The organism is Halogranum rubrum (assembly GCF_900114455.1).
GTDB classification, from domain to species: domain Archaea; phylum Halobacteriota; class Halobacteria; order Halobacteriales; family Haloferacaceae; genus Halogranum; species Halogranum rubrum.
In genome coordinates, this window is record NZ_FOTC01000001.1 from 122,497 (window position 1) to 146,220 (window position 23,724).

General features: G+C 64.6%; 19 protein-coding genes. 6 read left to right on the forward strand and 13 right to left on the reverse strand.

Going from position 1 to position 23,724, the window contains the following annotated elements; all coding sequences use genetic code 11:
- Window positions 1-77 precede the first annotated feature (77 nt).
- From BM083_RS00655 to BM083_RS00670, 4 genes are all read left to right on the forward strand, one after another.
- Complete coding sequence (locus tag BM083_RS00655; RefSeq protein ID WP_089864433.1) at window positions 78-989, forward strand: MBL fold metallo-hydrolase; 912 nt, start codon at window positions 78-80, stop codon at window positions 987-989.
- Between the two features lie 80 nt (window positions 990-1,069).
- Entirely contained in the window at window positions 1,070-3,046 is a 1,977-nt protein-coding gene (locus BM083_RS00660; protein WP_089864436.1) for an AMP-dependent synthetase/ligase, read from the forward strand.
- A gap of 136 nt (window positions 3,047-3,182) precedes the next feature.
- Window positions 3,183-5,057 carry a cation:proton antiporter domain-containing protein gene (locus tag BM083_RS00665; RefSeq protein ID WP_089864440.1) on the forward strand — a complete coding sequence of 625 codons (1,875 nt, stop codon included), beginning with the start codon at window positions 3,183-3,185 and terminating at the stop codon, window positions 5,055-5,057.
- An 87-nt stretch (window positions 5,058-5,144) separates the two neighbouring features.
- On the forward strand, window positions 5,145-5,759 hold the full coding sequence (locus tag BM083_RS00670) for a cyclase family protein (RefSeq protein WP_089864443.1): 615 nt from the start codon (window positions 5,145-5,147) through the stop codon (window positions 5,757-5,759).
- 151 nt (window positions 5,760-5,910) lie between these two features.
- Here BM083_RS00670 and BM083_RS00675 read toward each other — a convergent pair whose 3' ends face one another.
- From BM083_RS00675 to nasA, 7 genes are all read right to left on the reverse strand, one after another.
- Window positions 5,911-6,606, reverse strand: a complete 696-nt coding sequence (locus BM083_RS00675; protein ID WP_089864446.1) for a hypothetical protein — start codon at window positions 6,604-6,606, stop codon at window positions 5,911-5,913.
- Window positions 6,607-6,680: 74 nt separating this feature from the next.
- Window positions 6,681-7,814 carry a thiolase family protein gene (locus tag BM083_RS00680; RefSeq protein ID WP_089864449.1) on the reverse strand — a complete coding sequence of 378 codons (1,134 nt, stop codon included), beginning with the start codon at window positions 7,812-7,814 and terminating at the stop codon, window positions 6,681-6,683.
- A gap of 112 nt (window positions 7,815-7,926) precedes the next feature.
- Entirely contained in the window at window positions 7,927-8,064 is a 138-nt protein-coding gene (locus tag BM083_RS23035) for a hypothetical protein (protein ID WP_177197500.1), read from the reverse strand.
- A gap of 7 nt (window positions 8,065-8,071) precedes the next feature.
- The gene (locus BM083_RS00685; protein ID WP_089864451.1) at window positions 8,072-9,829 is read right to left on the reverse strand and encodes a nitrite/sulfite reductase; all 1,758 of its coding nucleotides are present in this window, start codon (window positions 9,827-9,829) and stop codon (window positions 8,072-8,074) included.
- Between the two features lie 340 nt (window positions 9,830-10,169).
- On the reverse strand, window positions 10,170-10,784 hold the full coding sequence (mobA, locus tag BM083_RS00690; protein WP_089864454.1) for a molybdenum cofactor guanylyltransferase: 615 nt from the start codon (window positions 10,782-10,784) through the stop codon (window positions 10,170-10,172).
- 21 nt (window positions 10,785-10,805) lie between these two features.
- Window positions 10,806-12,104 (reverse strand): MFS transporter, encoded by a 1,299-nt coding sequence (locus BM083_RS00695; RefSeq protein ID WP_089868252.1) that lies wholly within the window; start codon window positions 12,102-12,104, stop codon window positions 10,806-10,808.
- 2 nt (window positions 12,105-12,106) lie between these two features.
- Window positions 12,107-14,188: an assimilatory nitrate reductase NasA gene (gene nasA / locus BM083_RS00700; RefSeq protein WP_177197571.1), complete on the reverse strand. Its 2,082-nt coding sequence runs from the start codon at window positions 14,186-14,188 to the stop codon at window positions 12,107-12,109.
- A 465-nt stretch (window positions 14,189-14,653) separates the two neighbouring features.
- Here nasA and BM083_RS00705 point away from each other — a divergent pair, with 465 nt between their 5' ends.
- Together BM083_RS00705 and BM083_RS00710 are read left to right on the forward strand one after the other, a co-directional pair.
- Window positions 14,654-16,006 (forward strand): ATP-binding protein, encoded by a 1,353-nt coding sequence (locus BM083_RS00705; protein WP_089864460.1) that lies wholly within the window; start codon window positions 14,654-14,656, stop codon window positions 16,004-16,006.
- Between the two features lie 3 nt (window positions 16,007-16,009).
- Window positions 16,010-16,834: an MBL fold metallo-hydrolase gene (locus BM083_RS00710; RefSeq protein ID WP_089864463.1), complete on the forward strand. Its 825-nt coding sequence runs from the start codon at window positions 16,010-16,012 to the stop codon at window positions 16,832-16,834.
- Window positions 16,835-16,847: 13 nt separating this feature from the next.
- On the opposite strand, the gene BM083_RS00715 is transcribed toward BM083_RS00710, so the two are convergent.
- The 6 genes from BM083_RS00715 to BM083_RS00740 all read right to left on the reverse strand — a co-directional run bounded on the left by BM083_RS00715 (window position 16,848) and on the right by BM083_RS00740 (window position 23,607).
- Complete coding sequence (locus tag BM083_RS00715) at window positions 16,848-17,255, reverse strand: hypothetical protein (protein WP_089864466.1); 408 nt, start codon at window positions 17,253-17,255, stop codon at window positions 16,848-16,850.
- Window positions 17,256-17,598: 343 nt separating this feature from the next.
- Complete coding sequence (locus BM083_RS00720; protein WP_089864468.1) at window positions 17,599-19,719, reverse strand: beta-propeller domain-containing protein; 2,121 nt, start codon at window positions 19,717-19,719, stop codon at window positions 17,599-17,601.
- Window positions 19,720-19,794: 75 nt separating this feature from the next.
- The gene (locus BM083_RS00725; protein WP_245756808.1) at window positions 19,795-21,159 is read right to left on the reverse strand and encodes an aryl-sulfate sulfotransferase; all 1,365 of its coding nucleotides are present in this window, start codon (window positions 21,157-21,159) and stop codon (window positions 19,795-19,797) included.
- Between the two features lie 44 nt (window positions 21,160-21,203).
- Complete coding sequence (locus BM083_RS00730; RefSeq protein ID WP_089864472.1) at window positions 21,204-22,178, reverse strand: DUF5787 family protein; 975 nt, start codon at window positions 22,176-22,178, stop codon at window positions 21,204-21,206.
- Window positions 22,179-22,248: 70 nt separating this feature from the next.
- Window positions 22,249-22,524, reverse strand: a complete 276-nt coding sequence (locus BM083_RS00735; RefSeq protein ID WP_089864475.1) for a hypothetical protein — start codon at window positions 22,522-22,524, stop codon at window positions 22,249-22,251.
- A 138-nt stretch (window positions 22,525-22,662) separates the two neighbouring features.
- Window positions 22,663-23,607: an ArsR/SmtB family transcription factor gene (locus tag BM083_RS00740; RefSeq protein WP_089864478.1), complete on the reverse strand. Its 945-nt coding sequence runs from the start codon at window positions 23,605-23,607 to the stop codon at window positions 22,663-22,665.
- Window positions 23,608-23,724 lie beyond the last annotated feature (117 nt).

Here is a 23,724-nt window from a genome sequence, read left to right on the forward strand (position 1 = left end):
ACTACGAGAACCTTTCCCCGAGTCCATCGCGACCGCTCGTCCGAACCCTTTTGAACGCTGCCGACGCTCTCCTGCGCATGGCTATCGGCGACCTCGAACGCGTCCCGAACTGTACCGACCTCTACTATCTCGACACCGGGATGTACGACACCGAGGCGTACGGGTCCGTCTACATCGTCGACGCCGACCGACCTGCCGTCGTCGACACCGGCATCGGCACGAACCGCGAGTTCCTCTTCGACGCTCTCGACGCGGTCGGCATCGGCGAGGAAGACCTCGAATACATCCTGCCGACGCACATCCACCTCGACCACGCGGGCGGCGCGGGCTTTTTGGCAGACAGGTACCCGAACGCGACGGTGATGACTCACGACATCGGCGTCCCGCATCTCGTCGACCCCTCGCGTCTCGTCGCCGGGACGAAGGCCGCCGTCGACGACCAGTGGCAGTTCTACGTCGACCCCAAACCGGTCCCCGAAGACCGTATCGAGGGACTCGAAGGCGGCGAGACCATCGACCTCGGCGACCGGGAGTTAGCGGTCGTCCACGCTCCCGGCCACGCCCCGCATCAGGTGATGTTCCACGACACCGGCGACGACGTGCTGTTCACCGGCGACGCCGCAGGTATCTGGATTCCGAGCGAGCGGACGGTTCGACAGACGACGCCGCCCTCGCAGTTCGACCTCGAACAGTGTCTCGACGACGCCTCGACCATCGTCGACCGAGACCCGGACGTACTCTGTTTCGGTCACTTCGGACCGCTCGACTTCGGCGAGGAACTGATGGACGGCTACAAGCGCACGCTCGTCGAGTGGGTCGAAGCGGTCCGACAGAAGCGCGACGAACTGGAAGACGACGACGCGGTCATCGAGTACTTCCAGAACCACACCGACATGGTGGAGACGTGGGGCGAGCAGAAGGCCCGCGACGAGGAGCGACTGAACGTGAAAGGTGTCCTCGGCTATCTGGACTACCGGGAAGAGGAGTGAGTGAAGTAGACAATCAACTCGTGGCAACGAGTCTCGAATTCTGACCGGTTTTTTATAATCAACTCCCGTAACGCCGGGATATGGACTGGCGGGATGCGGAAGCGGAGTACGAGAGCGAGGTGCTCGGGGAGACGACGCTCGCTCGACTGTTCGAGGCGAGTGCCGACCGAAACGCCGACCGAGTCGCCCAGCAGTACAAAGGTGGCATCTACGACCGGTCGCTCGTCGCGGACGACGTCGTCCCTGCCGCGCCGGCGGGTGACTACGCCGACCTGACCTACGCCGAGATGCGCACGCTCGTCCGCCACCTCGCGGCGGGCTTTCGCGAACTCGGCGTCGCCGGCGGCGAGCGAGTCGGCCTCTTCGCCCACACCCGGATGGAGTGGGCACAGTGTGACTTTGCGCTCCTCGCCGCCGGTGGTGTCGTCACCACCGTCTACACCTCCTCCTCGGAGCGACAGGTGAAGTACCTCCTCGGCGACCCCGAGGCCACGGGTGTCGTCGTCGAGAACGCCGACTGCCTTCGGCGTGTACTGGCCGTCGAAGACGACCTCGACCTGGAGTTCGTCGTCGTGCTAGACGAGATTCCCGACGGCAGCGGGATGTCCGGCGCGATACGCGACAGAGACGACATCTACTCGCTGGCCGACGTCCACGAGATGGGCGTCGACGCCTACGACGCCGACACCTACGAGACGTGGGTCGACGAACCGGCGATGGACGACTTGGCGAGTCTCATCTACACGTCGGGGACGACTGGCCAACCGAAGGGCGTGCAACTCACACACCGAAACTTCCGCGCCAACGTGAACCAGTGTTTCCGTCGGTTCGGACCGCGTCCGGACGACCCCGACCGACTCGCCATCACCCCGGACTCGACGACGCTCTCGTTTCTTCCGCTCGCGCACGTCTTCGAGCGTCTCGCCGGCCACTATCTGATGTTCGCAGCAGGGGCCACCGTCGCCTACGCGGAGAGTCCCGACACGCTCCGCGAGGACTTCCAACTCGTCCGCCCGACGACGGGGACGAGCGTCCCCCGCGTGTACGAGAAACTGTACGACGCGATTCGTACGCAGGCCAGCGAGTCGCCCGTCAAAGAACGCATCTTCGAGTGGGCGGTCGGCGTCGGACAGGCGTACCACGAGGTAGACAACCCGGGCACGGCACTCACGCTCAAACACCGCATCGCCGACCGTCTCGTCTTCTCGCAGGTGCGCGAGGCAATCGGCGGCCGCCTAGAGTTCTTTATCAGTGGCGGCGGAAGCCTCTCGGCGGACCTCTGTGCGCTCTACCACGGGATGGGTCTCCCGATTCTGGAGGGCTACGGGTTGACGGAGACGTCACCCGTTATCTCGGTGAACCCGCCGAACGGCCCGAAAATCGGGACCATCGGTACCCCCGTCGTCGACGTGGAGATAGAGATAGACGAGAGCGTCGTCGGCGAGGTACAGCGCCGTGAGACCGAGGGGCAGATCGGCGAACTCCTCGTGAGAGGGCCGAACGTCACCTCGGGGTACTGGAACCGTCCCGAGGAGACCGAACAGTCGTTCACCGACGGCTGGTTCCGTACCGGCGACATCGTCCACCTCCGCCCCGACGGCTACATCGAGTTCCGCGAACGTGCCAAACAACTGCTCGTCCTCTCGACGGGGAAGAACGTCGCGCCCGGTCCCATCGAAGACGCGTTCGCCTCGAACCAACTCGTCGAGCAGTGTCTGGTGCTCGGCGACGGCAAGAAGTTCGTCAGCGCGTTGCTCGTCCCCAACGTCGAGGCAGTCCACGAGTGGGCCGACCGCGAGGGTATCGACCTGCCCGAAGACCGCCGGAAACTGGCCCGAGACGAGCGTCTCCGCGCTCGACTGCAACGAGAGGTCGACCAGGTCAACGAACGCCTCGAATCGTACGAACAGATCAAGCAGTTCCGAATCGTCACCGAGGAGTTCACCGAGGAGAACGGGATGTTGACGCCGACGATGAAGAAGAAGCGGCGACACATCCTCGACCGGTACGCCGACGACGTCGAGATGCTCTATCGAGACTCGACGAGCCGGCCGTAGCCGCCACTTCCGGGCGAATTTGTCGAATTAGCTGGCGTCGTAAACGTTTATTTGCTTTCTCCTGCGGAGAACCCGACCGAGATGGGGGAACTTATCAAAGCTCACGTCAACCACCAAACCACATGGTGGATTGCTAATGGCCGCCGAAGCAGCGGGGAACTTGATTCCACTCGTCGCCGCAATCATCGCCATCGGCGTCATCTCACAGGTGCTCGCCGACCGGCTACAGGTGCCGAGTATCATCTTCCTCATCACTGCGGGTATCCTCCTCGGACCGGAGGTTCTCGGCATCGTCACTCGCGATTCGTTCGGGAACGCACTGCCCGCAATCGTCGGTCTCTCGGTGGCGATTATCGTCTTCGAGGGGGCGTTCCACGTCCGTATCGAGAAACTCAGAGAGGCGCCGGCGGCGACGCTCCGACTCGTCACCGTCGGTGCGCTCATCTCGCTCGTGGGAACGGCCATCGCGGTGCACTTCCTCCTCGGCGTCGACTGGCTGGTGTCGTTCCTCATCGGCGCGCTCCTCGTCGCGACCGGTCCGACGGTCATCGCACCGATCCTCGAAGTCGTCCCGGCGCGTGACCGCGTCGAGACGGCACTGGAGACGGAAGGTATCGTCAACGACGTCACCGCCGCCATCCTCGCTATCGTCATCTTCGAGGCCATCACCATCGGCATGGAGAACCCGATGGAGTTCCTCGTGCAGTTCACGCAGCGACTCGGCGTCGGCGTCGTCATCGGCGGCCTCGTGGCGGGTATCGTCTTCTTCGCCCTGCGCTACGTCGACCTCTCGCCGGGGAACGCTCCGCAGAACGCTCGGTTGCTCGTGCTGGCGGGGGCGCTCGTCTCGTACGGTGGTGCGGAGTTCATCGCCACCGAGTCGGGTATCGCCGCCGTCGCCACGGCGGGTATCCTGCTCGGAAACGTCCACGTCCCCTACGAGGAGGATATCTCGGCGTTCAAAGGTGACATCACCCTGTTGGTGCTCTCGTTCGTCTTCATCGCCCTCGCGGCGCTCTTGGACTTCGGGAACCTCCAACAACTCGGCCTCGGCGGCATCGGCGTCGTCCTCGTCGTCGCTCTCGTCCTCCGGCCACTCCTCGTCTTCGTCTCGACGATAGGCGACCGGTTCACTCGCGGCGAGAAACTGTTCATGAGCTTCGTCGGCCCGCGCGGTATCATCCCCGCGTCGGTCGCGACGCTGTTCGCCATCGAACTGCAGGCACAGGGGCTTCAGGCGGCGGCCGACGTTCTCGTCGGCACCGTCTTCCTCGTCATCCTGATGACCGTCGTGTTCGAGGCCGGACTCGCCCGTCGGATTGCAGAATTCTTAGATGTGATACCAATGCGTGTACTCGTTATCGGAGGCGGTAAGGTGGGCCGTGCGCTCGCCGAACGCCTCGAAGACCGTGGAGAGAACGTCGTCATCATCGAAGACGACATAGACATCGTCGAGACTGCCCGGGGCAGGGGATTCACTGTCCATCACGGTGACGGCACCGACACGGACGTGCTGCGGTCTGCTGGCGGTGAGAACGCCAAAATCGTGGTCGCCGCCACCGGCGACGACGACGTGAACCTGCTGGTCTCGCAACTCGCGGCGTCGAAGTTCGACCCCGAGACCATCATCGCTCGCGCCAACAACCCCGACAACGTCGAAGCGTTCGAAGAACTCGGTGTCCGCACCATCTCGACGACGTTGGCGACGGCACAGGCAATCGACAACATCATCGAACGGCCGGCGCTCGCCAACTGGATGGGCGAAATCGGCCGCTCCGGCGACGTCCAGGAGATAGAGGTGACCTCCGAGGAACTCGTCGGCCGAACGATTCGAGAGATCGGTCCCGAACTCCCCGGTGGCTGTCTCGTCGCCCTCGTCGCTCGGAACGGGACGATAGAAGTCCCGGACGCCGACTACACGCTGCAGATGGGTGACCGACTCACACTGCTCGGACGTCGCGACGCCGTCCGCGACGCGATGCAGTTCTGCCACCCCGAGAAACAGGGATAGCTGGACCGTCTCGGTCGTCGAAGGGTTTGGCGTTGCCGAGTACTGTCGAAACCAGTATTCTTTGCGCGTCTCGACGAACTCGGCACTATGTACGACCTCACCCACCCCCTCACGAACGAGACACCGGTCTACCCCGGCGACCCGCCCGTCTCTCTCGACCCGGCGGCGACGCACGAAGCCGACGGGTACCGCGTCACCGACCTCCAGTTGAACAGCCACGCCGGAACGCATATCGACGCTCCAGCCCACCTTCTCGCCGACGGCCGGACGCTCGACGACTACCCAGTCGACCGGTTCGTCTTCGACGCGCACGTCGTCGACTGCACCGGATTCGACGCCGATGCGGCGATTCGGGCGAGTGACCTCCCCGACCCGGACTGCGAACTGCTCCTCGTCCACACCGGGTGGGACGCCCACTGGGGGACTAGTCGGTACGACGACCATCCACATCTCGCACCCGACGCCGCCCAGTGGTGTGCTGACCGTGGTTACGACCTCGGATTCGACACCGCTGGGCCGGACCCGACTGGAGCCGAGACGTTTCCCGCACACCGTCGCCTCTTCCGCGCCGACTGCCTCCTCGTGGAGAACCTGACCGGCCTCGGCGCACTCCCCGAACGCGTCCGTCTCTTCGCGTTCCCACTCGCTCTCACTGACGCTGACGGCGCGCCGGTCCGGGCCGTCGCAGAACCGCGGGAGTGAGACGGGTCTCGACGGTTCTCGGTGTCATTCGCCCAGCGACTCGTCTGCGACACGTGACGAGCACATTACTCTCTCGGCGTCAGTTCGCAGGTGGAAACGAGAACGGGTTCCAGCGGGTACGGACATCGCGTCTACAGACGACCCATTCCCGCTAGTCGTCCTCTCTTCCCCGTTTCAGTGCCGCCAGTCCCGCTGCACCGACACCGAGGACACCCGTGAGCGCCGAAAACCCTGGACTCGATGCGTCGGTGGTCGACTCGGGTTCGTCCGTCACCGGGCCGCTCTCGGTCGTCTCCGTCGTGCCCGTCGTCTGGGTCGACTCGTTGGCCGCTTCCGTCTCGATGGAACTCTCTCCGACCTGTTCGAGTTGCACCGAGGTGTAGCCGCCGGAACATTCGGTTTGGCTGTTGACGGCGAACTGTTTCCCCGTCTCGACGGTCGAATCCTGTGCCGGGATGTAGATAACTGTCTGTTCGGCTTCCGAATCCGAACCTACGTCGACTTTCTCGGAGATAGTCGCGTTGTACGCGGCGATTCGGTCGTCGGACTCGATGACGTTACACGAACTCACGCCCGTCGTGTCGGGGTCGTTGTGCGGGTCCTCGATGAGGAGGTACAACCCCGTGAAGTCGCTCTTGCCGAACTTCGGCGTCGAGTTCGAGAGGACGCCAGTCGTGGTGATACCGTCCTGTTCTTCGTTCTCTCCTTCGGCCTGCGCGCTCGCGAGTCCGGATACTGCCGGGATACCGGCGACCGCTGCTACGGCGCCACCGCTCGTCCGGAGCAGTCGTCGTCGCGAGACGTTCGTGGCCGTCGCTCGCCGAGAATCACCAGTGTTGTCGGACATCTGTCTAGGCGTATGGCCGACTGACACTAATACGTCGCGGCCAACTCGCGGAAAAACTTTCCACAACCGGTGTTCTACCGGTAGAACTCGATGGCCGCCCCTTGACCGAAGCCGACACAGAGCGTCGCGAGGCCACGGTCGACGTCCTGCTTGAGCATCTCGTGGATGAGCGTCACGGGGAGACGCGCACCCGAGGCACCGAGGGGGTGGCCGATGGCGATTGCACCGCCGTTGACGTTGAGTTTCTCCTCGTCGATACCGAGTTCACGGCGCGAGTAGACGCACTGACTGGCGAACGCCTCGTTGATTTCGACGAGGTCGTAGTCGTCGATAGAGCGTCCCGCTCGTTCCAGCAGACCGCGCGTGGCAGGCACCGGTCCGATACCCATGACCGTCGGGTCGACGCCGGCGACGTTGTTCGTGCCGACTTTCGCCAGAATCTCTAATCCGTTTTCCTCGGCGAACTCCTGGCTCGTGACGAGGACGGCGGACGCGCCGTCGGAGATCTGCGAGGAGTTGCCTGCGGTGACCGACCCGTCGCCGGTGAACGCGGACGAGAGACCGGAGAGCGCTTCGAGCGTCGTCTCTCGGCGGATACCCTCGTCCTCGGTGACCGTCCCGTCTTCCGTGTCGATGGGGACGATTTCGTCTTCGAACCGTCCGGAGTCTGTCGCCTCGGCGGCGCGTTGCTGGCTACGGAGCGCGTACTCGTCTTGGTCCTCGCGGCTGACCTCGTACTCTTCGGCGACCTTCTCGGCGGTCATCCCCATCTGGAGTTGGAAGATGTTGTACTCCTCGGAGAGTTGGGGGTGCAGCGACTGGTAGGATTCGCCGTCCATCGGGACGCGCGACATGTTCTCGACGCCGCCCGCGATGATGCAGTCGCGGTTGCCCGCGGCGATGGCGTCCGAGGCGGAGATGATGGCCTGCATCGAAGAGGCACACCAGCGGTTGATGGTCGTCGCCGGGACGCCCTCGCCGAGGTCCGAGAGGAGTGCGATGACGCGGGCGACGTTGTTGTCCTGCTCGCCGCGCTGTTGGGCGACGCCCCACATGAGGTCGTCGACGTCGTCGCTGCCGAGGCCCGTCTCGGCGAGAATTTCGTTGATGAGGGCGCTCGAGAGGTCTTCACTGCGGACGTCTTCGAAGACGCCGCCGCCCTTCCCTTGCGGGGTCCGGTACGCTTTCGCGATGACTGGCGTTGGCATGTCTCTCCCTCGGAGGTCTAGCATGATAAACCCACAGAGAACCGGAAACCCAACGAAAACAGTTTATCGTTTCTTCACAGTTCGAGCCGTCGATGGAGACGACCAAGCCTACTTACGGCTCGAACAGTTCCGGGGCGACGTCGGCCGAGGTGTGTTGCGTCGACGACGACGGGCCGGCCGACGTCGACGTAGCCCCGTCGTGTGTCATCTCGCTCGCTTCAGTCGTCGGAGCGTCTTCGGTTCCGTGCATGGTCAGGTCAGTCGTCTGCAGTCGTCTCGACCGGGTTGGTCGACTCGTCCTCCTCCACGAAGGGGTACCACGACTGCTTCGCGTCGGTCATGTAGGGGTCTTCGTACGTCGTCTCGACTGGCTCGCAGAGTTCGACGAGCGGTTCGGTCCCCGTCTCGGCGACCCACTCGCGGAACGTCTGTCCCTCCTCCCGATGGGCGGCGAACGCCTCGACGAGGTTCTGAATCGCTCCCGGCACCTCGTCGGCGGGGACGCGCTGGCGAATCCACTCGACGAAACTCGGCTCTTCGCCGATACCGCCCCCGACGCCGATGTCCATGGCCTCGACCATCTCACCGTCCTTGCGGGCGCGCATCCCGAGTAGGCCGATGTCGGCGGTGTTGGCCTGTCCACAGTCGGCAGTACATCCCGAGTAGTGGAGGTGGAGGTTTTCCACGTCCTCGGGTAACTCGACGTTGTCACGAAGCCACCGGAGCATTCTGGCCGTCCGGGCCTTCGTCTCCGTCAGCGCGAGCGAGCAGAACTCCGTGCCCGTGCAGGCGATTGCGCCGCGCTGGAACGGGTTCGGTTCCGGCGTGTGCTTCGAGAGGAGTGGTTCGGCCAACAGGTCGTCCAAGCCGGATTCAGGAACGTCCATCACGAGCGGGTTCTGCCGGCGGGTCAGTCTGACCTCGCCGGACCCGTACTCGTCGGCCAAATCGGCGAGTTCGATGGCGTCGTCGGCCGTCAACCGACCGACGGCGACGGAGAGACCGACGTAGTAACTGCCGTCTTTCTGCTTGTGGACACCGACGTGGTCGGCTTTGCCCTCGGCGGGAGGCTTGCCCGCGTTGTAGGTGTACTCCTCGCGGATATCGGTTCCGGCGGTCTGCAGCTCGAAGTCGACGTACTCCTCCTGCAGTAAGGTACGAATCTTCTCGGTCCCCCAGTCGTCGACGAAGAACCGACTGCGGTTCTTCGCACGGACGTCTCTGTCCCCGTGGTCGTGGTAGAGTTCGACGAAGCCACGGACGACGTCGTAGGCCTGCTCGGGCGTGACGAAGACGTCGAGCGAACGCGCTTTTCTGGGTTTCTTCCCGCCGAGGCCGCCGCCGACGCGGACGTTGAATCCCAACACGTCCTCGCCGTCGACCTCCTTGAACGCCGGTTCGACGCCGATGTCGTTGATGGAGTCCTGCGCGCAGCCTTCGCGACATCCGGTCACGCTGATGTTGAACTTCCGGGGCATGTTCGCGAGTTCGTCGTCGCCGCGGAGGTCCTCGCGAAACCGTTCGAGCAGCGGTCGCGTGTCGACGAGTTCGTGCTCGTCGCGCCCAGCGACCGGACAGCCGGAGATGTTGCGCATCGTGTCGCCGCCCGCCGAACGCGTCGTCACGCCGACGCCCTCCAGTTCGCCCCAGATAGCCGGGATATCTTCGAGTTTGACCCAGTGGAGTTGCACCGACTGTCGCGTCGTCAGGTCGACGAAGCCGTTGCCGAACTCGGGGTTGTCGGCGGGGCCGGTGCAGTAGTCGCGGGCGACTTCGCCGATGGCGCGGAGTTGGTCGGGTTTCAGTCGACCGTTGGCGTTCGTCAACCGCATCATGAAGTAGCTCTCTTGACCGCTTCGCTGGTGGAACACGCCCCAGAACTTGAAGCGCATGAACCACTCGTCGTACTCGTCTTCGGGAATCGAGTCGAACCCCTCCTCGGCGAACTCCAGAATCTTCTCGCGGACGGCGTCGCCGTACAACTCGTCTTTGTACGTTTCTTTCTTATGCGCCATCGATTCCGAACACCTCTCTCCATTCGTCGACTACAACCGAAATATCTCGAACGTGCATAGGGTAATTCACAGTCGGACTATGTACGAAGGAGACACATAATGCTAACCGTTGACATACTCACAAAATCGGACACACAACCCACAGAACGACCAGTTTATTAGCAAATAAGAGGGATATAAGGCCGTATTCTGTTCACTATTTGGACGTCTTATTCGACGTGTGTTTTCGACAGGTACGGAAATACGGAATCGAGTTGTTCCTCCGCGGCTGTTGGACCGACGCACCACGCGTGGCTGCTGGGCGGGCAAGGTGACGGGCGAGAAGGTGAGGAGAGCGCGTTCAGGTCCTCACGCGGGCTTCGTAGAGGTCGGCGCGGGTGTTGATGTTTCGGAGCGCGGCCGAATCCGCGTAGGCCCTGACGGTCCGTTCGGGAACGACCACCGGGTCGAGTACGTCGACGACCTCACAGAGACGTCCCCGCTGGTGGACGAACGCGTCGGCGCAGGCCGTCAAGCCGGCGCGGACGTGGACGACGGCGGGAAACGGCTGTCTCTGACCACCGATTTCCGGGACGGCCCCGGTGTGTGTTCGAGCGGCGGCGAACAGGTGGTCGACGAGCGCCGTCGGCACGAACGGCATGTCGCAGGCGACGACGGCGGCGTACTCGGCGGTAGTCGCCTGCAACCCGGTTCGGAGTCCGGCGACCGGACCCCTATCGAGGATGGGGTCTTCGGCGAACCGGACCTCCAGTCCCGAGAGTGCCGCCTCGAAGGCGGGTCGCTGTCCCCGCCGACAGTTGACGACTATCTCGTCGACGGCGGGGGCGAGTCCGTCGACGACACGCCGAATCATCGGCACGCCGTCGACTCGGACGGTCGCCTTGTCGGTATCGCCGAACCGTGTCGAACGGCCGCCGGCGACGACGACGCCGGCGCGACCCGTGTCCGGTCTCATCGTGTCCGTCTCGCGGCCACCTCAGTCATCGCTGGTTCCGTAGCCCGCGTCGGAGCCTCCGAAGAACCCGTCGATGTGGGCACGTTCGGCTATCTTCGGGCGAGCGACGTAGGCGTTCAAGAGGACGATGGGGACCATGATGGCGGCGACGACGACGTAGCCGCTGTGAATCATCCCCGTCTCCGCGGCGTACGAGTAGACGAGCGGGAAGCCGATACCGCCGAACGTCCCGATACCGCCGACGACGCCCGCCGCCGCGCCGGAGCGCTCGGGGAACATCGCCGGCACCTGCGCGAAGATGGCTCCTTCGGTGAACGCACAGGCCGTCCCGACGAGGAAGCCGACGACGACGGTCAGGAGGACGCTCCCGGTCTGTCCGGCGAGCGTGAGTCCCGCCATCGCGGTGACGATGAAGCACATACAGAGGACGGTCCACTGCTCGCGGTAGCGCCCAGTGAACACGGGCAAGATGTTCGTCTCCGTCCTGACGACCCAGTCGCTCATGTAGCCGCCGATGGGACGCAAGAGACCCGCCGCGAGCGAGAACGTCGCGGCGAACGTCGAGGCGATGACGAGGGTCGAACCGAACCCTTCGCGGAAGTAGGTCGGCAGCCATCCGTTCATCGAGATTTCGAGGCCGAAGCTCATCACGTAACCGAGCGCGAGTGCGACGACGCCGTACCGCGTCGCGACGTGGACCCACGACGAGAGCGTCGCCGAGTCGCTGGTCGCCTCGGCTTTCGTCTCCGTCACGGCGTCCTGTCCGATGGAGTAGTAGACGACGGCCATCACCAGCGAGACGATACCCGTGTAGAAGAACGCCGCACGCCATCCGGTGTCGAACAGCGGACCGCTCCACTCGCCGAAGACGCGTGGGAGGACGAGTGCGCCGCCCGCCGCACCGGCGTTTCCGATACCCGCGTAGATGCCCTCCGCGGTCCCTAACTGCTCTTCGGGGAACCACTGGGCGACGTGCTGGATGCCGACGACGAAGGTGATACCCGCCGAGGCGACGACGAGACGCTCGACGAAGAACACCTCGTAACTCGTCGCGAACGCGCTCGCCATGCTGAACACGCCGACGTAGGCGAGGACGATGGCGAACACCGACGACGCACCGTAGCGGTCGGAGAGCCACCCCGTCAAGATACGGCCCGGCGGCGCACTCCAGATGGCCGCGCTCGCGAGGATGCCGAGGTCGGTGAGCGAGAGGCCGAACTCGTCGGCGATAGGGCCGGTGAAGGGAGCGAAGGAGAACCAGATGAGAAACGAGAGGTTGAACGCCATCGTCGCGAGGACGAGGGTCCGCCACTTGGTCATCTTCATTGGCGGACCTCCGCCGGGGTCGGTTCGTCGTTCGGAACGGACGCGTCCGCCTCTCCGTCCGTCTCGGGTGCGACGAGCGCGACGGCGCACTGTTTGTAGTTCGGTTCGTCTGATTCGGGGTCGACTGCGGCGATAGTGAGTTCGTTCGTCATGGGATGATGAATCGGCAGCCAGACCATCCCCGCAGGGACGGCGTCGTCGGCCTCGACGGTGGCCGAGACGCTCCCTCGCACTGAACTGAGGACGGTCCGGTCGTCGGTTATCTGGTCACTGTACGTGTCGACGGTCTCGGGGTCGAGTCGCGCCGGGACCGGTCCGGGGTCGTCGACGTCGCGGGAGCGGACACCGGTGTTGTAGCCGTCGGCCGCTCTGGCCGTCGTCAGGGTGAGCGGGTAGTCGTCGCTCGTCGGGTCGGGCAGGGGAAGCGTCTCCGCGTTCGTGTACTGGGAGAACTGCGCCCGACCCGAGGGTGTGGGGAAGCTCCATCTCTCCGTCTCGGGGTCGTAGTACCGGTAGTCGGTGCTCGACTCGGCGTCGGGGGCGGGCCAGCGGACGGCCAACTCGTCGTCGAGTCGGTCGTAGCTGATGCCCGAACAGTCGGCCGTCGTCCCCGCGGTGAGTCGAGCGAACTCGTCGAAGACGGACTCGGGGTCGAGCGTCGTCTCCGGAAAGAGGTCGGGAGCGACCCGCGCGCCGACGGCGGCGACGACGTCGAGGTCCGTGCGGACACCCGACGGGAGTCCCGTCGCCGGACGAACGCGCGAGACGGTCCGCTCCATGTTGATTGCAGTTCCCTCCGACTCGCCCCACGTCGCCGCCGGGAGGACGACGTCCGCGAGTTCGACCGTCTCGGTTCGGAAGGCGTCTTGGACGACGAGAAACGCGTCCTCGAACGTCTCGCGGGCGACCGCGGTGTCCGGCAACCCGGCGAGTGGGTTCGTGGCGACGGTCCAGACCACCGAGGGGTCGTTCTCGACGATACCGACCGGACCGGGACCGGGGTCGTCCGGCAGTCGGGAGACGGGGATGTCCCACGTCTGGGCGATTCGGCGTCGGTGGTCCGGGTCGGTGAACTCCCGCTGGCCGGGCCACGACCCTTTCGAGGAGCAGACGCGCGTCCCCATCGAGTTCGCCTGTCCGGTGAGCGAGAACGGCCCCGAACCCGGACCCATGTTGCCGGAGGCGAGACAGCAGTCGACGAGCGCACGACACGTCGCCGTGCCGCGGACGCTCTGGTTGACACCCATCCCCCAGTAGACGAGCGTCGAGTCGCCGAAGAGGGCGGTGAGCAGGTCGACCGTCTCGGTGTCGACACCGGCCTCCGCGGCGGCCGCTTCGACCGAGGGAAGCGACCGACGAAGCGCGCCGAACCCGTCGGTGTTGGCGTCGACGAACGCCTCGTCGACGTCTCCCTCCTCGACGAGGTTCGCGAGGACGGCCCGCGCGAGTGCGAAGTCGCCGCCGGGGGCGAGTTGGACGTGGTGGTCCGCCATCTCCGCCGTCTCGCTGTGAACCGGGTCGACAACGACGAGTCGACTGTCGTCGTCGCGGGCCGAATCCGCGATCCAGCGGAACATGACTGGATGGGCGACGGCCGGGTTCGCTCCCCAGACGACGTGGGTCTGCGCCTCGGGGATGTCGTCGTAGGTCGGCGGCGGTGCGTCGCTGCCGAAGGCGTCCGAGTAGGCCTTCACCGCGCTCGCCATGCACAGCGTCGTGTTGGCGTCGTAGTTGCGGGTGCCGATGCCGCCGCGGGCGAGTTTTCCCAGTGCGTACGCGGCTTCGTTCGTCTGCTGGCCGCTCCCGAGGACGGCCACCTCGTCGGGGTCGTTCACCCCTTCGATGGCGTCGGCGACGCGGTCGAGTGCGTCGTCCCACGTCGCGCGGACGAGTTCGCCGTCTTTGCGGACGAGCGGTCTTGTGAGCCACTCGCCGCCGGGGTCTGCGGTCTCGCGGATACCGCGCCCGCAGGCGAGTCCGTTGTTGACCGGGTGGGCGGCGTCGCCACGGACGGTGTCGAGTCCGTTGCCGATGTCTGCTCCTTTGTGGATGTGGCCACAACCGACCGCACACCGCATGCAGGTCGTCTGGACCGGGTCAGCCATCGGTCACCACCTCACCGACTGTCTGACTCCTTTTGCAACACACATCCGGAGAATTCTCCAGAACAGTTGCAAACGTATTGGTTCTCACGGTAATACTCGACCGAATCGAGGGCTAAAACGCTAACCGTTGAAAAAGAGAAAAAAGAACCTGCTTGCGCCGTTGTTCGTTCGATTTACAAGGATATTTAAGGAGTATACCCTCGTAACACAGACAGTTTTCTACATAATTTGTGTGCATTTGGGCACCTCAAGTCGTGTCATTCGGAGGTGAGTACACGGTGTATTGGAGGAGGGGTGCGCGCGCGGCGACGCGAGGCGGAGGTCGAGGTCTCTCCTCCTGTAACTGCTGCGACGGTACTGGCGCGACGTCGCTTCGGGCCACGTCGGCGCTCCGGCGCTTCGACGGTCTTAAGATTCTGTGGTCGGAACCTTGCACGGATGACTGACCCGGCATTCGAGGTAGTCGAGTTTCTTCTGACCGCTCATCTCTACACGGAAAACCGGGACCTAGACGAGAACGACTTGCCACCGCGGTACCGGCAGGTCTTCTGGAAGGACGGGGCCATCGAGCGGCCGCTGTCTGCGACCGAGGAGACGGCGCGGACGGCGACGAGTGTCGAGCACCCCTGGGAGGCGGTCTCTGACCTGCTGTTCACGCAGCGGACCGAGTTCTCCGGGAAACTCTCGCTCACGCAACCGGAGATGGCGCTCGACTGGTTCCTGGACCGTGTGGACGACGAGCGACTCGCTACGAATCCGACTATCGTCGCGACGGTCGAACACCGTGACGACGTCGACGTGACTCACGAAGAAGCGCGCGAACAGAACCGCCCGATTCAGGCCGACCGGGTCTGGATCGACTCGCTGCTCGAAGAGTACTTCGACACCGACGAGGAAGGCGACGCGGAGATGCTCGACTTGGTCCACGTCCGTGCACCCGAGGAGATCGAGATGACGCTCGAAGACCTCGTGTTGACCGAGGACCAAGAGGGCGAGATCCGCAAGATCGTCACCGCCATCGAACACCGCGACTACCTCGCACAGATCGGTCTGCGCGAGATCGGCAAACTGCTCTTCGTCGGCCCGCCGGGGACGGGGAAGACGACCATCTCGCGGGCGCTGGCACACGAACTCGGCATGCCGTTCGTCGAGGTCAAACTCTCGATGATCACGAGTCAGTATCTCGGTGAGACGGCCAAGAACGTCGAGAAGACGTTCGAAGTGGCCAAGCGACTCTCGCCGTGTATCCTCTTCATCGACGAGTTCGACTCCGTCGCCAAGACCCGCCGGAGCGACGAACACGCGGCGCTCAAACGCGCGGTCAACACCTTGCTCAAGAGCATCGACGACATCTCGCTCATCCGCGACGACGTGTTGCTCATCGGGGCGACGAACCACCCCGACCAACTCGACGCGGCGGCGTGGCGACGCTTCGACGAGATCGTCAACTTCCCGAAACCGGACTGGCAGATGCGCGCGGATATCCTCCGCGTCATCACTCGACAGATGAAGATTGCGGATTTCGACCCCGAAGGAGTCGCCGACCGGACACAGGGACTCACCGGGAGCGACCTCCGCATGGTGCTCCGGGAGGCCGTCCTCGAAGCACTCACCGAAGGTCGGATGGAGTTGACGCAGGAAGACATCCTCGACGCCGTCGAAGACTTCGAAGAGCGTGACAACCTCAAGAACATGGACATGATCGACGGCGAGGGGGCGAAAGTCGCCGGCGACGGTGGCGATGGAGACTCACACGACCACGATTCGGACGACCACTCGCACGACCACTGATCGATGCAGGTCACGCTCCTCGGAACCGGCGACACGACGGGGACGCCGACCGTCGGGTGTGACTGCGACACCTGTACGGAGGCCCGCCGCCGCGGTGTCGAACGCTCGCGGTTCTCGGTTCACGTCCGAAACGAGCGAACGGACGAGTCGCTTCTCATCGACGCGAGTCCCGACTTCCGCCACCAGTTTCTGACCCACGACGTGCCGCTGCCGGACGCGATGGTCATCTCGCACATCCACTTCGACCACCTCGACGGCCTCGGCAACGCCTACCGAGTGTTCGACGACCTGCCCGTCTACGCCGCCGACGAGACGGACCCCACGACGGGCGAGAGCGTCGCCGACACGGTTCGCTCGAAGTACGACTACCTCGACCGCATCACCGTCCACGACGTCTCGCCGTTCGAGACGCGCCGAATCTGTGGACTCGACGTGACGCTCGTCCCCGTCGACCACCCGCCGCTTCTCTGCTACGGACTCGTCGTCGAGGACCCCGAGACGGGCGCGAAACTCTCACTGTCGGGTGATACGAGCTACGACATTCCGAACGAGTCACGTGGCGCGCTGCGCGACCCGGACCTGTTTCTCGTCGACGGCATCGTCCCGGCGTCACTCTGTGAGTACCACCCTATCGGCGGCCGCCACGAGAACGACCAGGGAGTTCCGCGAACCTTTGGCTCGAAACATATGACCCGAGAGGGCGCACTGGAGTTGGCCGAGGAGTTGGACGCGAAGACGACGCGGTTGGTGCATACGGCGCACTTCTACCCCGTCGACGAGGCGTTCGAGGAACCGCTGGCCGTAGACGGCGAGCAGTACGAGTTGTAGTCGGTTCGCCTTTTCAGCCGACGGTTGGCCCACTGGCGTCTCTGACTCGTCGGAGTCCCAACTCCACGCCACCGACGAGAAGCGCGACGACGGTGACGACGGGCCACCCGAGGAGGAACCACCCGAACGGCGTCGGGTCGACGGGTGTGAGACCCGAACCGACGAGCGACCACGTGCCGTACGCCGAGAGGAGATAGAGGGTCGAGACGACGACTACCGGCGAGACGAGTCGCTTCGTCGTGAAGAGAGCAGTCGGAAGTACGCCGAGGCAGAGCGCACCGACGCCGACGTAGGCGAAGACGAGTTCGTTGCCAGCGCGGGTGGAGAAGTCGAACCACGTCCAGAGGAGGGCAGTGAGAGCGAGCGTAGCGACTCCGGCGAGGAGGCTCGTGGAACGGGTGTTGGTCGAGTGGAGGGGCACGATTGAGGGATTGTGGGCGTTCGTGGTGAGCGTTTTGGGGAATATCGTTGAATTCGACCTGTGTCTAGAAGTGCTGATTCACCCCGACTATTTAGGTTTGAGCGACGAGTGACTGCTTGACAGACGAGATGCCTCACCCTCCCCAGCCGATTCGTTCGCTCCGCTCACTCATCCCTTGGAAGACCTGCGGTCTTCCTGCCCTTCACTCGCTCTGCTCGTGAAGACCTCGCACGCCGACTGGCGATCAACGCAAGAGCCACAGGCTCTTGCTGGCTCTCGCTCGTCACCTCGCGAGAATCACGAGCGGAATCGCCAGCGCGCGCCATCCGCACAGATACCGGCGCTACTCTGCTCGCGGCTCCGGTTCTTCCACGACGTCGTACCGGTACTCCGGCAACTCCAACATCGTCACGCGCTCCCAGTTCGTCTCGTCGACGACGACGACTTCCGACTCACCGAACACGTACAGGTAGTCGTTCAGGTAGATGGCACGTTGTGCTCCCTGCACGTCGACCACCTTCTGCAACTCCAACCCGTCGTCGTAGCCGAAGACGTAGCCACCTTGCTGGCCCGGGAGGAAGAACACGCCGTGCTTCCGGTCGATGAGGAACGCGTGGTGGCTCTCACGAATCGCGGACCACCGCTCGTCGAGCACGTAGTCGTCTTCGACCGTCGGGTTCTCGGGGTCCGAGACGTCGAAGACGACGGCCTTTACTTGACCATTCTCCTCGCCGACGCCGAGCACGCGGTCCTCCGAGAGCGGGTGGAGGTACGAGGAGAAGCCCGGGAGCTTCAGTTCGCCTTTCACCTCGGGGTTCTCGGGGTCCGAGAGGTCGACGACGTGGAACGGGTCGATGCGCTTGAACGTCACCACGTAGGCCGTGTCGCCGACGTAGCGCACCGAGTAAATCTGCTCGTCGACGCCCATCCCCTGCACCTCACCGACAGTTTCTAACTGCTCATCGAGCACGTACAGGTCGTTCTCGCTCTCGGTGCCGGGCGCTTGAATCGTTGTGGCGATACGGAGATGGCCGTCGTACTCGCTCAGCGAGAACTGATTCAACGGAACCCCGGGGACGCTCCCGACGTCGGCGACGGCGAGCGACGGCGCGCTGTCTCCGTCACTCTCGCCCTCCGCGCTGTCGACGCTGACCTTCACGATGCCCGTGCTCGTCAACTCGCGTTTGTGCTCGTCGAGGTGATTCCGCCAGTCGTTGGCGAGTTCGGTCTGTACCTCGCGGCGTTCGTCGGCGTCGAGACTGCGGTACCACGCCGAGAGCGCACGGTTCGTCTCGATAGAGCGCGCCTGTGAACTCAGGTCGTACTCGCGGAGCGTTTCGAGTCGGTCCACGACCGAGTCGGGCAACCGGTCACGCTCCTCGGTCAGGAGGAAGTCGAGGTAGAGTCGACCGTACTCCGGTGGCTGAACGTAGGTGACGTACAGCGAGTCACCGGACATGTACACCGTCGACCTGTGGCCGCCGAGGAACGAGACCGAATCGGCAACATCGCCGCTCTCGGGGTCGAGTGCGGTGGTCGTGTAAGTCTGGTCGACCGGGACGGGTTCGGTCGGGTGGTAGACGTCGGTGCAGGCGACTTCCGCGCCGCCGTCGCCGAACGGTCGAATCGGACACGGCGCGTCGTACCGGAGGCCGTCGACGGTCACGAGATAGACGTGACCGTCCGAGAGGCGAGCGGTCTGGAGTCGTCCCGATACCTCCTTCGTCCATCGCTCCTCGGGGTTCTCGCGGTCCGAGACGTCGTAGGCGACGACGGCGTCGTGCGAGAGCACGAGGAGCGTGTCGTTCGCGAGGAGCAACTGTCCGGAGGCGTCGATTTCTCCCGCGAGTTCGGGCGAGACGGGGTCGGCGGTGTTCAAGAGGGTCACACCGGCGCGTTTGTTCGGGTAGAACCCGGAGCGACTCCCACGAGCGTAGTAGACCGACTCGCCGTCGCTCTTGACGACGTCCGGTTCGTCGACGTCAGTGACTTGGACGTTCGTTCCGGAGACTCGGTCGACGCTGTCGGACCCGCCTGACCCGTCTACGCCACCCGCGTTCCCGCCCGCACTGGTGTCAGACGCGACCGTCTGGGCCGCTTCGGCGGTCGCCTGCGGCGTCGACTCGGCGACGGCGGTTTCGGTCACCACGTCGTCGGCCGTTCCTCCCTCGGCACTCGACGCGACTCGCGGGCCATCGAGGAACGTCGCGCCGTAGTAGCCACCACTGCGTCGGTCGGCCGAGGCGTCGAGATACGAGCGGAACGCTGCGGCCGACGAGAAGGCGGCGACGTCGGCGCTGGAACTGTTAGTCGCCGTCGACTGGCCGTCTCGAAGTTGCTGCGAGTTCGAGCCATCGTCGGACCCGACGGCCGCGTAGACGCCAGCACCGACGGCGGTGCCGACGAGCAACGCGACCACCGCGATGGCCGCGACTGCCGTGGTCGAGAGTGGGTTGCGGGGCATACCGTCCTCGACGGTATCGACCGAATAAGCCGTTCTGTAATGTCAAAAGAGTGTTTGACCTTTCTCGAACCTGGTTCAGTCTCGGCTTCGACGCGCGAGGAGACCGAGGCCGAGGAGGAGTGCCGCGGCGGCGACGACGAAGCTGTCGAGGTCGCTGGCGACACCCGTCGGACCGTCGTCGGTGACGATGTCCGTCGAGACGTCGTCGGGGCTCTCGCCACCGTCTGCGGTGCCCGTCGACGTGCTCTGGTTCTCACGGTTCTCCTGCCAGTAGGTGTTCTCGACGTTCGAGAGTGCCTCGTCACAGTCCGCGAGTTCGGCGCTGGTGCGCGGCGTGCCGTTCTTCAGCGTGACTCGTTCGCTGGCGTTCAGGTCGGCCATCGTCGGCCCGCCCGATTCGGGAACCTGCACGCGGGTCGCGTCGTAGACCAGCCACGGCGAGTAGAACTCCCAGACGACTTCGCCGTCGGGCGTCACTTCGACGACGCGGTGGTTCGCGGAGTCGGTGATGAGGGTGTTCCCGTCTTCGAGGCGGTCGGCGTCGCGCGGCCAGTCGAACACCGAGGAGTTTCCGACGCGCCACGTGCGAGTCCAGTCGTCGCCCGTCCGCTCGTACTCGACGATACGGTCGTTCTCGCTGTCGGCGACGAGGAACGTCGGCGTGCCGTTCTCGGATTCGAGGTAGTCGGGGTTGTGCTGCTTGTGGAGGATGTCGTGGTTACCGTACTCGCCGAGCGTCATGTCGACTTCGCCCGTCGTTCGGTTCACCAGGAGCGCCTGGTCGAAGTTTCGCGGCGAGATGAGGAACTGGTCGTCGCCGACGGGGTCGATGTCGTTGACGTGCGTCCAGTCTTCGGTGTAGTTGCCGCCGACGGAGTCGTCGTAGTGGTCGGCGAACTGCCACTCCCAGACGATTTCGTCGGTCGTCCGGTTGTAGACGAAGATGCGGTCTTCGTTCTCCTCGGACGTTTCGTTGTAGTTCCGCATGTCGGCGACGGCGAGATTGCCGTTATCGAGGAGGTCGACGTCGTGGGTGTCGTGGGTGTCGAGTTGCTCGGACCACAGCGTCTCGCCCGTCTCGGGGTCGAGTTCGTAGACGACCGTCCCCTTGTTCATCGTTCCGGTGACGAACAGGTTGCCGTTGTCGAGGGGGTCGACGTCGTAGCCCCACGTGATGCCTTGGTTCTTCCCCGTCTTCTGGACCCACTTCACCTCACCGTCGGGGGCGACGCCGACGAGTCGTGCGGGCTTCTTCCCGGAGTCGTTTCCGTCGAACTTTGCACCTTGGACGCTCAGCACGGTCATCGTCTCGGGCGTCTCCGTTATCACGCCCCGACAGATGCCGGGACCGTCAGATTGAGATTGCGCCGTCGCCGCGGGCAGTGCGGCGGTACCGACGAGGAGGACCACGAGACAGAGGACCGAGAGGCGGGTTCGCATATCTCTCCGGTTCGGGGGCCACAGTATGAGTTTTGTGACTTCTGCTATCGAAAGCGGTCCAACCCGACCTGTCGGCGGGCGACGCCTGCGGGGTTCGCGACCCACGGTGAGCGCTCGTCGCGGAGTGCCGCGAGGTCGACCGCTGGCGGGTCGCTCGGTTCGGCGGCCGTACACGACGCGCCGCAGTCTGCCCCCGGGTCGACGACACAGCCGAAGTGTTCGCAGTAGGGACGCCCATCGGCCGTCGCCGTCGCGTGTGCACAGGCCGGCAGGTCGTAGCTCCGCCACCCCTTGCCGTAAGCCTTCTCGGCCACACGACGGCGCACACGAGCTTTCTCGGCCGCGTCGACGAACGCCACGTCGGTGCGGAGTGGCTGTCGGTCGAGCAGTTCGACGCCGGTCGACTCGGGAGTGAGCGTGGTCGGTTCTCGCACCACCTCACGCTCACCCGTCTCGGGGTCGAACCGCCAGACGCCGACCTGCTCGGGAATTCGGTTGAGGTGGGCGCGGGTGACGTAGCTCTCGGTCGCCAGAATCACCTCGTCGAACAGCGCGAGGCTCACGTCGGTTCGGAGTTGGCGTTCGAGGTCACCCGGCGTGCCGAGGTCGGGTTTGTTCTCGATGGCGGTCAGAGACGAAAACCAGTCGGGGTAGCGCGTGGTTCGGCGGACGTACTCGCGGCCGCCGTGTCGCCCTCGGCCCCCGCGCTCGCGTTCGAAGAAGCCGACCGAGAGTGCCCAGTCGGTGACCTCCCGCGCTCGCTCCGGGTGACAGTCGAAGGCGTCCTTCCAGTAGACGGCGCTGCCGACGCCGACGTCGCTCTCGACGGCGAGTGTCGGAATTCGCTGGTCGGTGATGCGGGTTCGAGCGTCGAACTCGGGGCCCTGCTCGACGAGGACGACGTCGACGATGCGATTGCCCGGGGCGACGACGGTGCCGCCGAGTTGGCGGGCGACGACCGAGTCGGTGGTCGCTTCGAGATGCGAGCAGAGCGCCAGTTCGAACCCGAACTCGTGCACAAGAGTCGGTTAGTGAAGCCGAAAGAAAAGCGTCGCGCCCGTCAACCATCTACCTCAGCACTCATCGAGTTCAGCGTTCGCCGACTGCGACGAGGAGGCCGGCGAACTGGACGGCCGCGTAGGTGAGCACGAACGGGAGTCCTGCGAGTGCCACGAACGCGGCGACGACCCAGAGCGGCGTCGTCACGAACAGCCACCCCACGACGACGACGGCCGTGAGCACGAGGAGGCTCGTCAGGAGTGTCGCGAGTGCCGAGAGGACGCGTCGCCAGTCGAACCGAGGCCGGTCGGGTGCAGGTAACTTCCCTATTCGCTGATGATTCTTCTGACTGCGGTTCGTCGTCACTGGAACTCGGGTCGTGGGTGCTGAAGCGCGTGGTTTCATCGTGTCTCCCTCGATTACTGAGACGGGTTCTCGTGGGATATATGTTCGCTGAAAAACATTTCTGTCGAGCCACCTACCGGAATTTAGTTCAGTCTGTACTCAGACAGGTTCCTGGCCGAGACGGTCGGTCGAGACGATGTCGAAATCGCGGTCGAGTGTGACTCGTAGGACTTCGTCGTCGAGTGGAATCGTCACGCAGACGCGCCACGGGTCTGTGGTGCCGCCATCGTCGTTCAGCACGGTCGTGTGTCGGTCGCTGACGGCCCACGGGAGTTCCCAGTACGGGATGGTAGCGAGGTCGAGACCGTGGTCACGGTAGAACTCGGCGACGGCGCTGGCCGAGAGCAGGCGCATCCCGACGGTCGCCCCGACACGGCGGATACACCGGTCACACGTCGCGAGGACGACGGTATCGTACTCTGGGAACCGACAGGCCGACGCTGTGCCGTCTTCGGAGAACCGGTCGGTGTCGGTGACGAGTTCCGTGCGGAGTTCGCTCCCGCACACGGGACAGATGCCAGCGGCGACGAGCGCGTATTGGCCGCGGACCCACCGTTCGTAGGCGTCGAGGAGCGCGTCGTCGTCGCGGCCGAAGAGACCCCCCGGTGGGAAGGGGTGGCGACTGTGAACTCGCTCACAGGCGGTGCAGTCGACGGTCAGCGACTCGTCGGCGTAGTGCGCGTGGAGCGGTTCACCGCAGTGGACGCAGTCGCTTCCGACCGGAAACGGGTCGCGGCGCGGGTCCTCGGTAAACGTCCCGACGACGAGTGCGCGGACGACACCTTTTCCCGCCGCCCGGAGACTGTAGCCTTCGTCGGTCTTGCGGACGAAGTGGTCGGTGAGTTGTCGGAGGTGGTAGTTGAACTGCGCGCTGTCGCGCATCCCGACGCTGGCGCGGAGTTCCGAGAAACTGACCGGACGTTCGGGGGCCTCCCAGAGCGCCCGGAGGATGGCGAGTCGGGTCTCGTTGGCGATGGCACCGAAGGCGTCCGCCGGAGCGACGCGGCGGTCCACCTCGGTTCGTGTGGAGTCGGAGTCGGCCATACCGTTCTCTGTTCACCGGGAAGCTAAAGGGTTGTCAGTGTGTAACACACTATCGTTCTCGTACCCGACGAGAACGCGGACTGTCACCGCGTACCGCGCCAGGACAGACTCGTAGCC

Bases quoted from the DNA above. Each gene is read 5' to 3' on its own strand.
- BM083_RS00655 (WP_089864433.1), top strand. From the start codon at position 78: ATGGCTATCGGCGACCTCGAACGCGTCCCGAACTGTACCGACCTCTAC.
- BM083_RS00660 (WP_089864436.1), top strand. From the start codon at position 1,070: ATGGACTGGCGGGATGCGGAAGCGGAGTACGAGAGCGAGGTGCTCGGG.
- BM083_RS00665 (WP_089864440.1), top strand. From the start codon at position 3,183: ATGGCCGCCGAAGCAGCGGGGAACTTGATTCCACTCGTCGCCGCAATC.
- BM083_RS00670 (WP_089864443.1), top strand. From the start codon at position 5,145: ATGTACGACCTCACCCACCCCCTCACGAACGAGACACCGGTCTACCCC.
- BM083_RS00675 (WP_089864446.1), bottom strand. From the start codon at position 6,606: ATGTCCGACAACACTGGTGATTCTCGGCGAGCGACGGCCACGAACGTC.
- BM083_RS00680 (WP_089864449.1), bottom strand. From the start codon at position 7,814: ATGCCAACGCCAGTCATCGCGAAAGCGTACCGGACCCCGCAAGGGAAG.
- BM083_RS23035 (WP_177197500.1), bottom strand. From the start codon at position 8,064: ATGCACGGAACCGAAGACGCTCCGACGACTGAAGCGAGCGAGATGACA.
- BM083_RS00685 (WP_089864451.1), bottom strand. From the start codon at position 9,829: ATGGCGCATAAGAAAGAAACGTACAAAGACGAGTTGTACGGCGACGCC.
- mobA (WP_089864454.1), bottom strand. From the start codon at position 10,784: ATGAGACCGGACACGGGTCGCGCCGGCGTCGTCGTCGCCGGCGGCCGT.
- BM083_RS00695 (WP_089868252.1), bottom strand. From the start codon at position 12,104: ATGACCAAGTGGCGGACCCTCGTCCTCGCGACGATGGCGTTCAACCTC.
- nasA (WP_177197571.1), bottom strand. From the start codon at position 14,188: ATGCGGTGTGCGGTCGGTTGTGGCCACATCCACAAAGGAGCAGACATC.
- BM083_RS00705 (WP_089864460.1), top strand. From the start codon at position 14,654: ATGACTGACCCGGCATTCGAGGTAGTCGAGTTTCTTCTGACCGCTCAT.
- BM083_RS00710 (WP_089864463.1), top strand. From the start codon at position 16,010: ATGCAGGTCACGCTCCTCGGAACCGGCGACACGACGGGGACGCCGACC.
- BM083_RS00720 (WP_089864468.1), bottom strand. From the start codon at position 19,719: ATGCCCCGCAACCCACTCTCGACCACGGCAGTCGCGGCCATCGCGGTG.
- BM083_RS00725 (WP_245756808.1), bottom strand. From the start codon at position 21,159: ATGCGAACCCGCCTCTCGGTCCTCTGTCTCGTGGTCCTCCTCGTCGGT.
- BM083_RS00740 (WP_089864478.1), bottom strand. From the start codon at position 23,607: ATGGCCGACTCCGACTCCACACGAACCGAGGTGGACCGCCGCGTCGCT.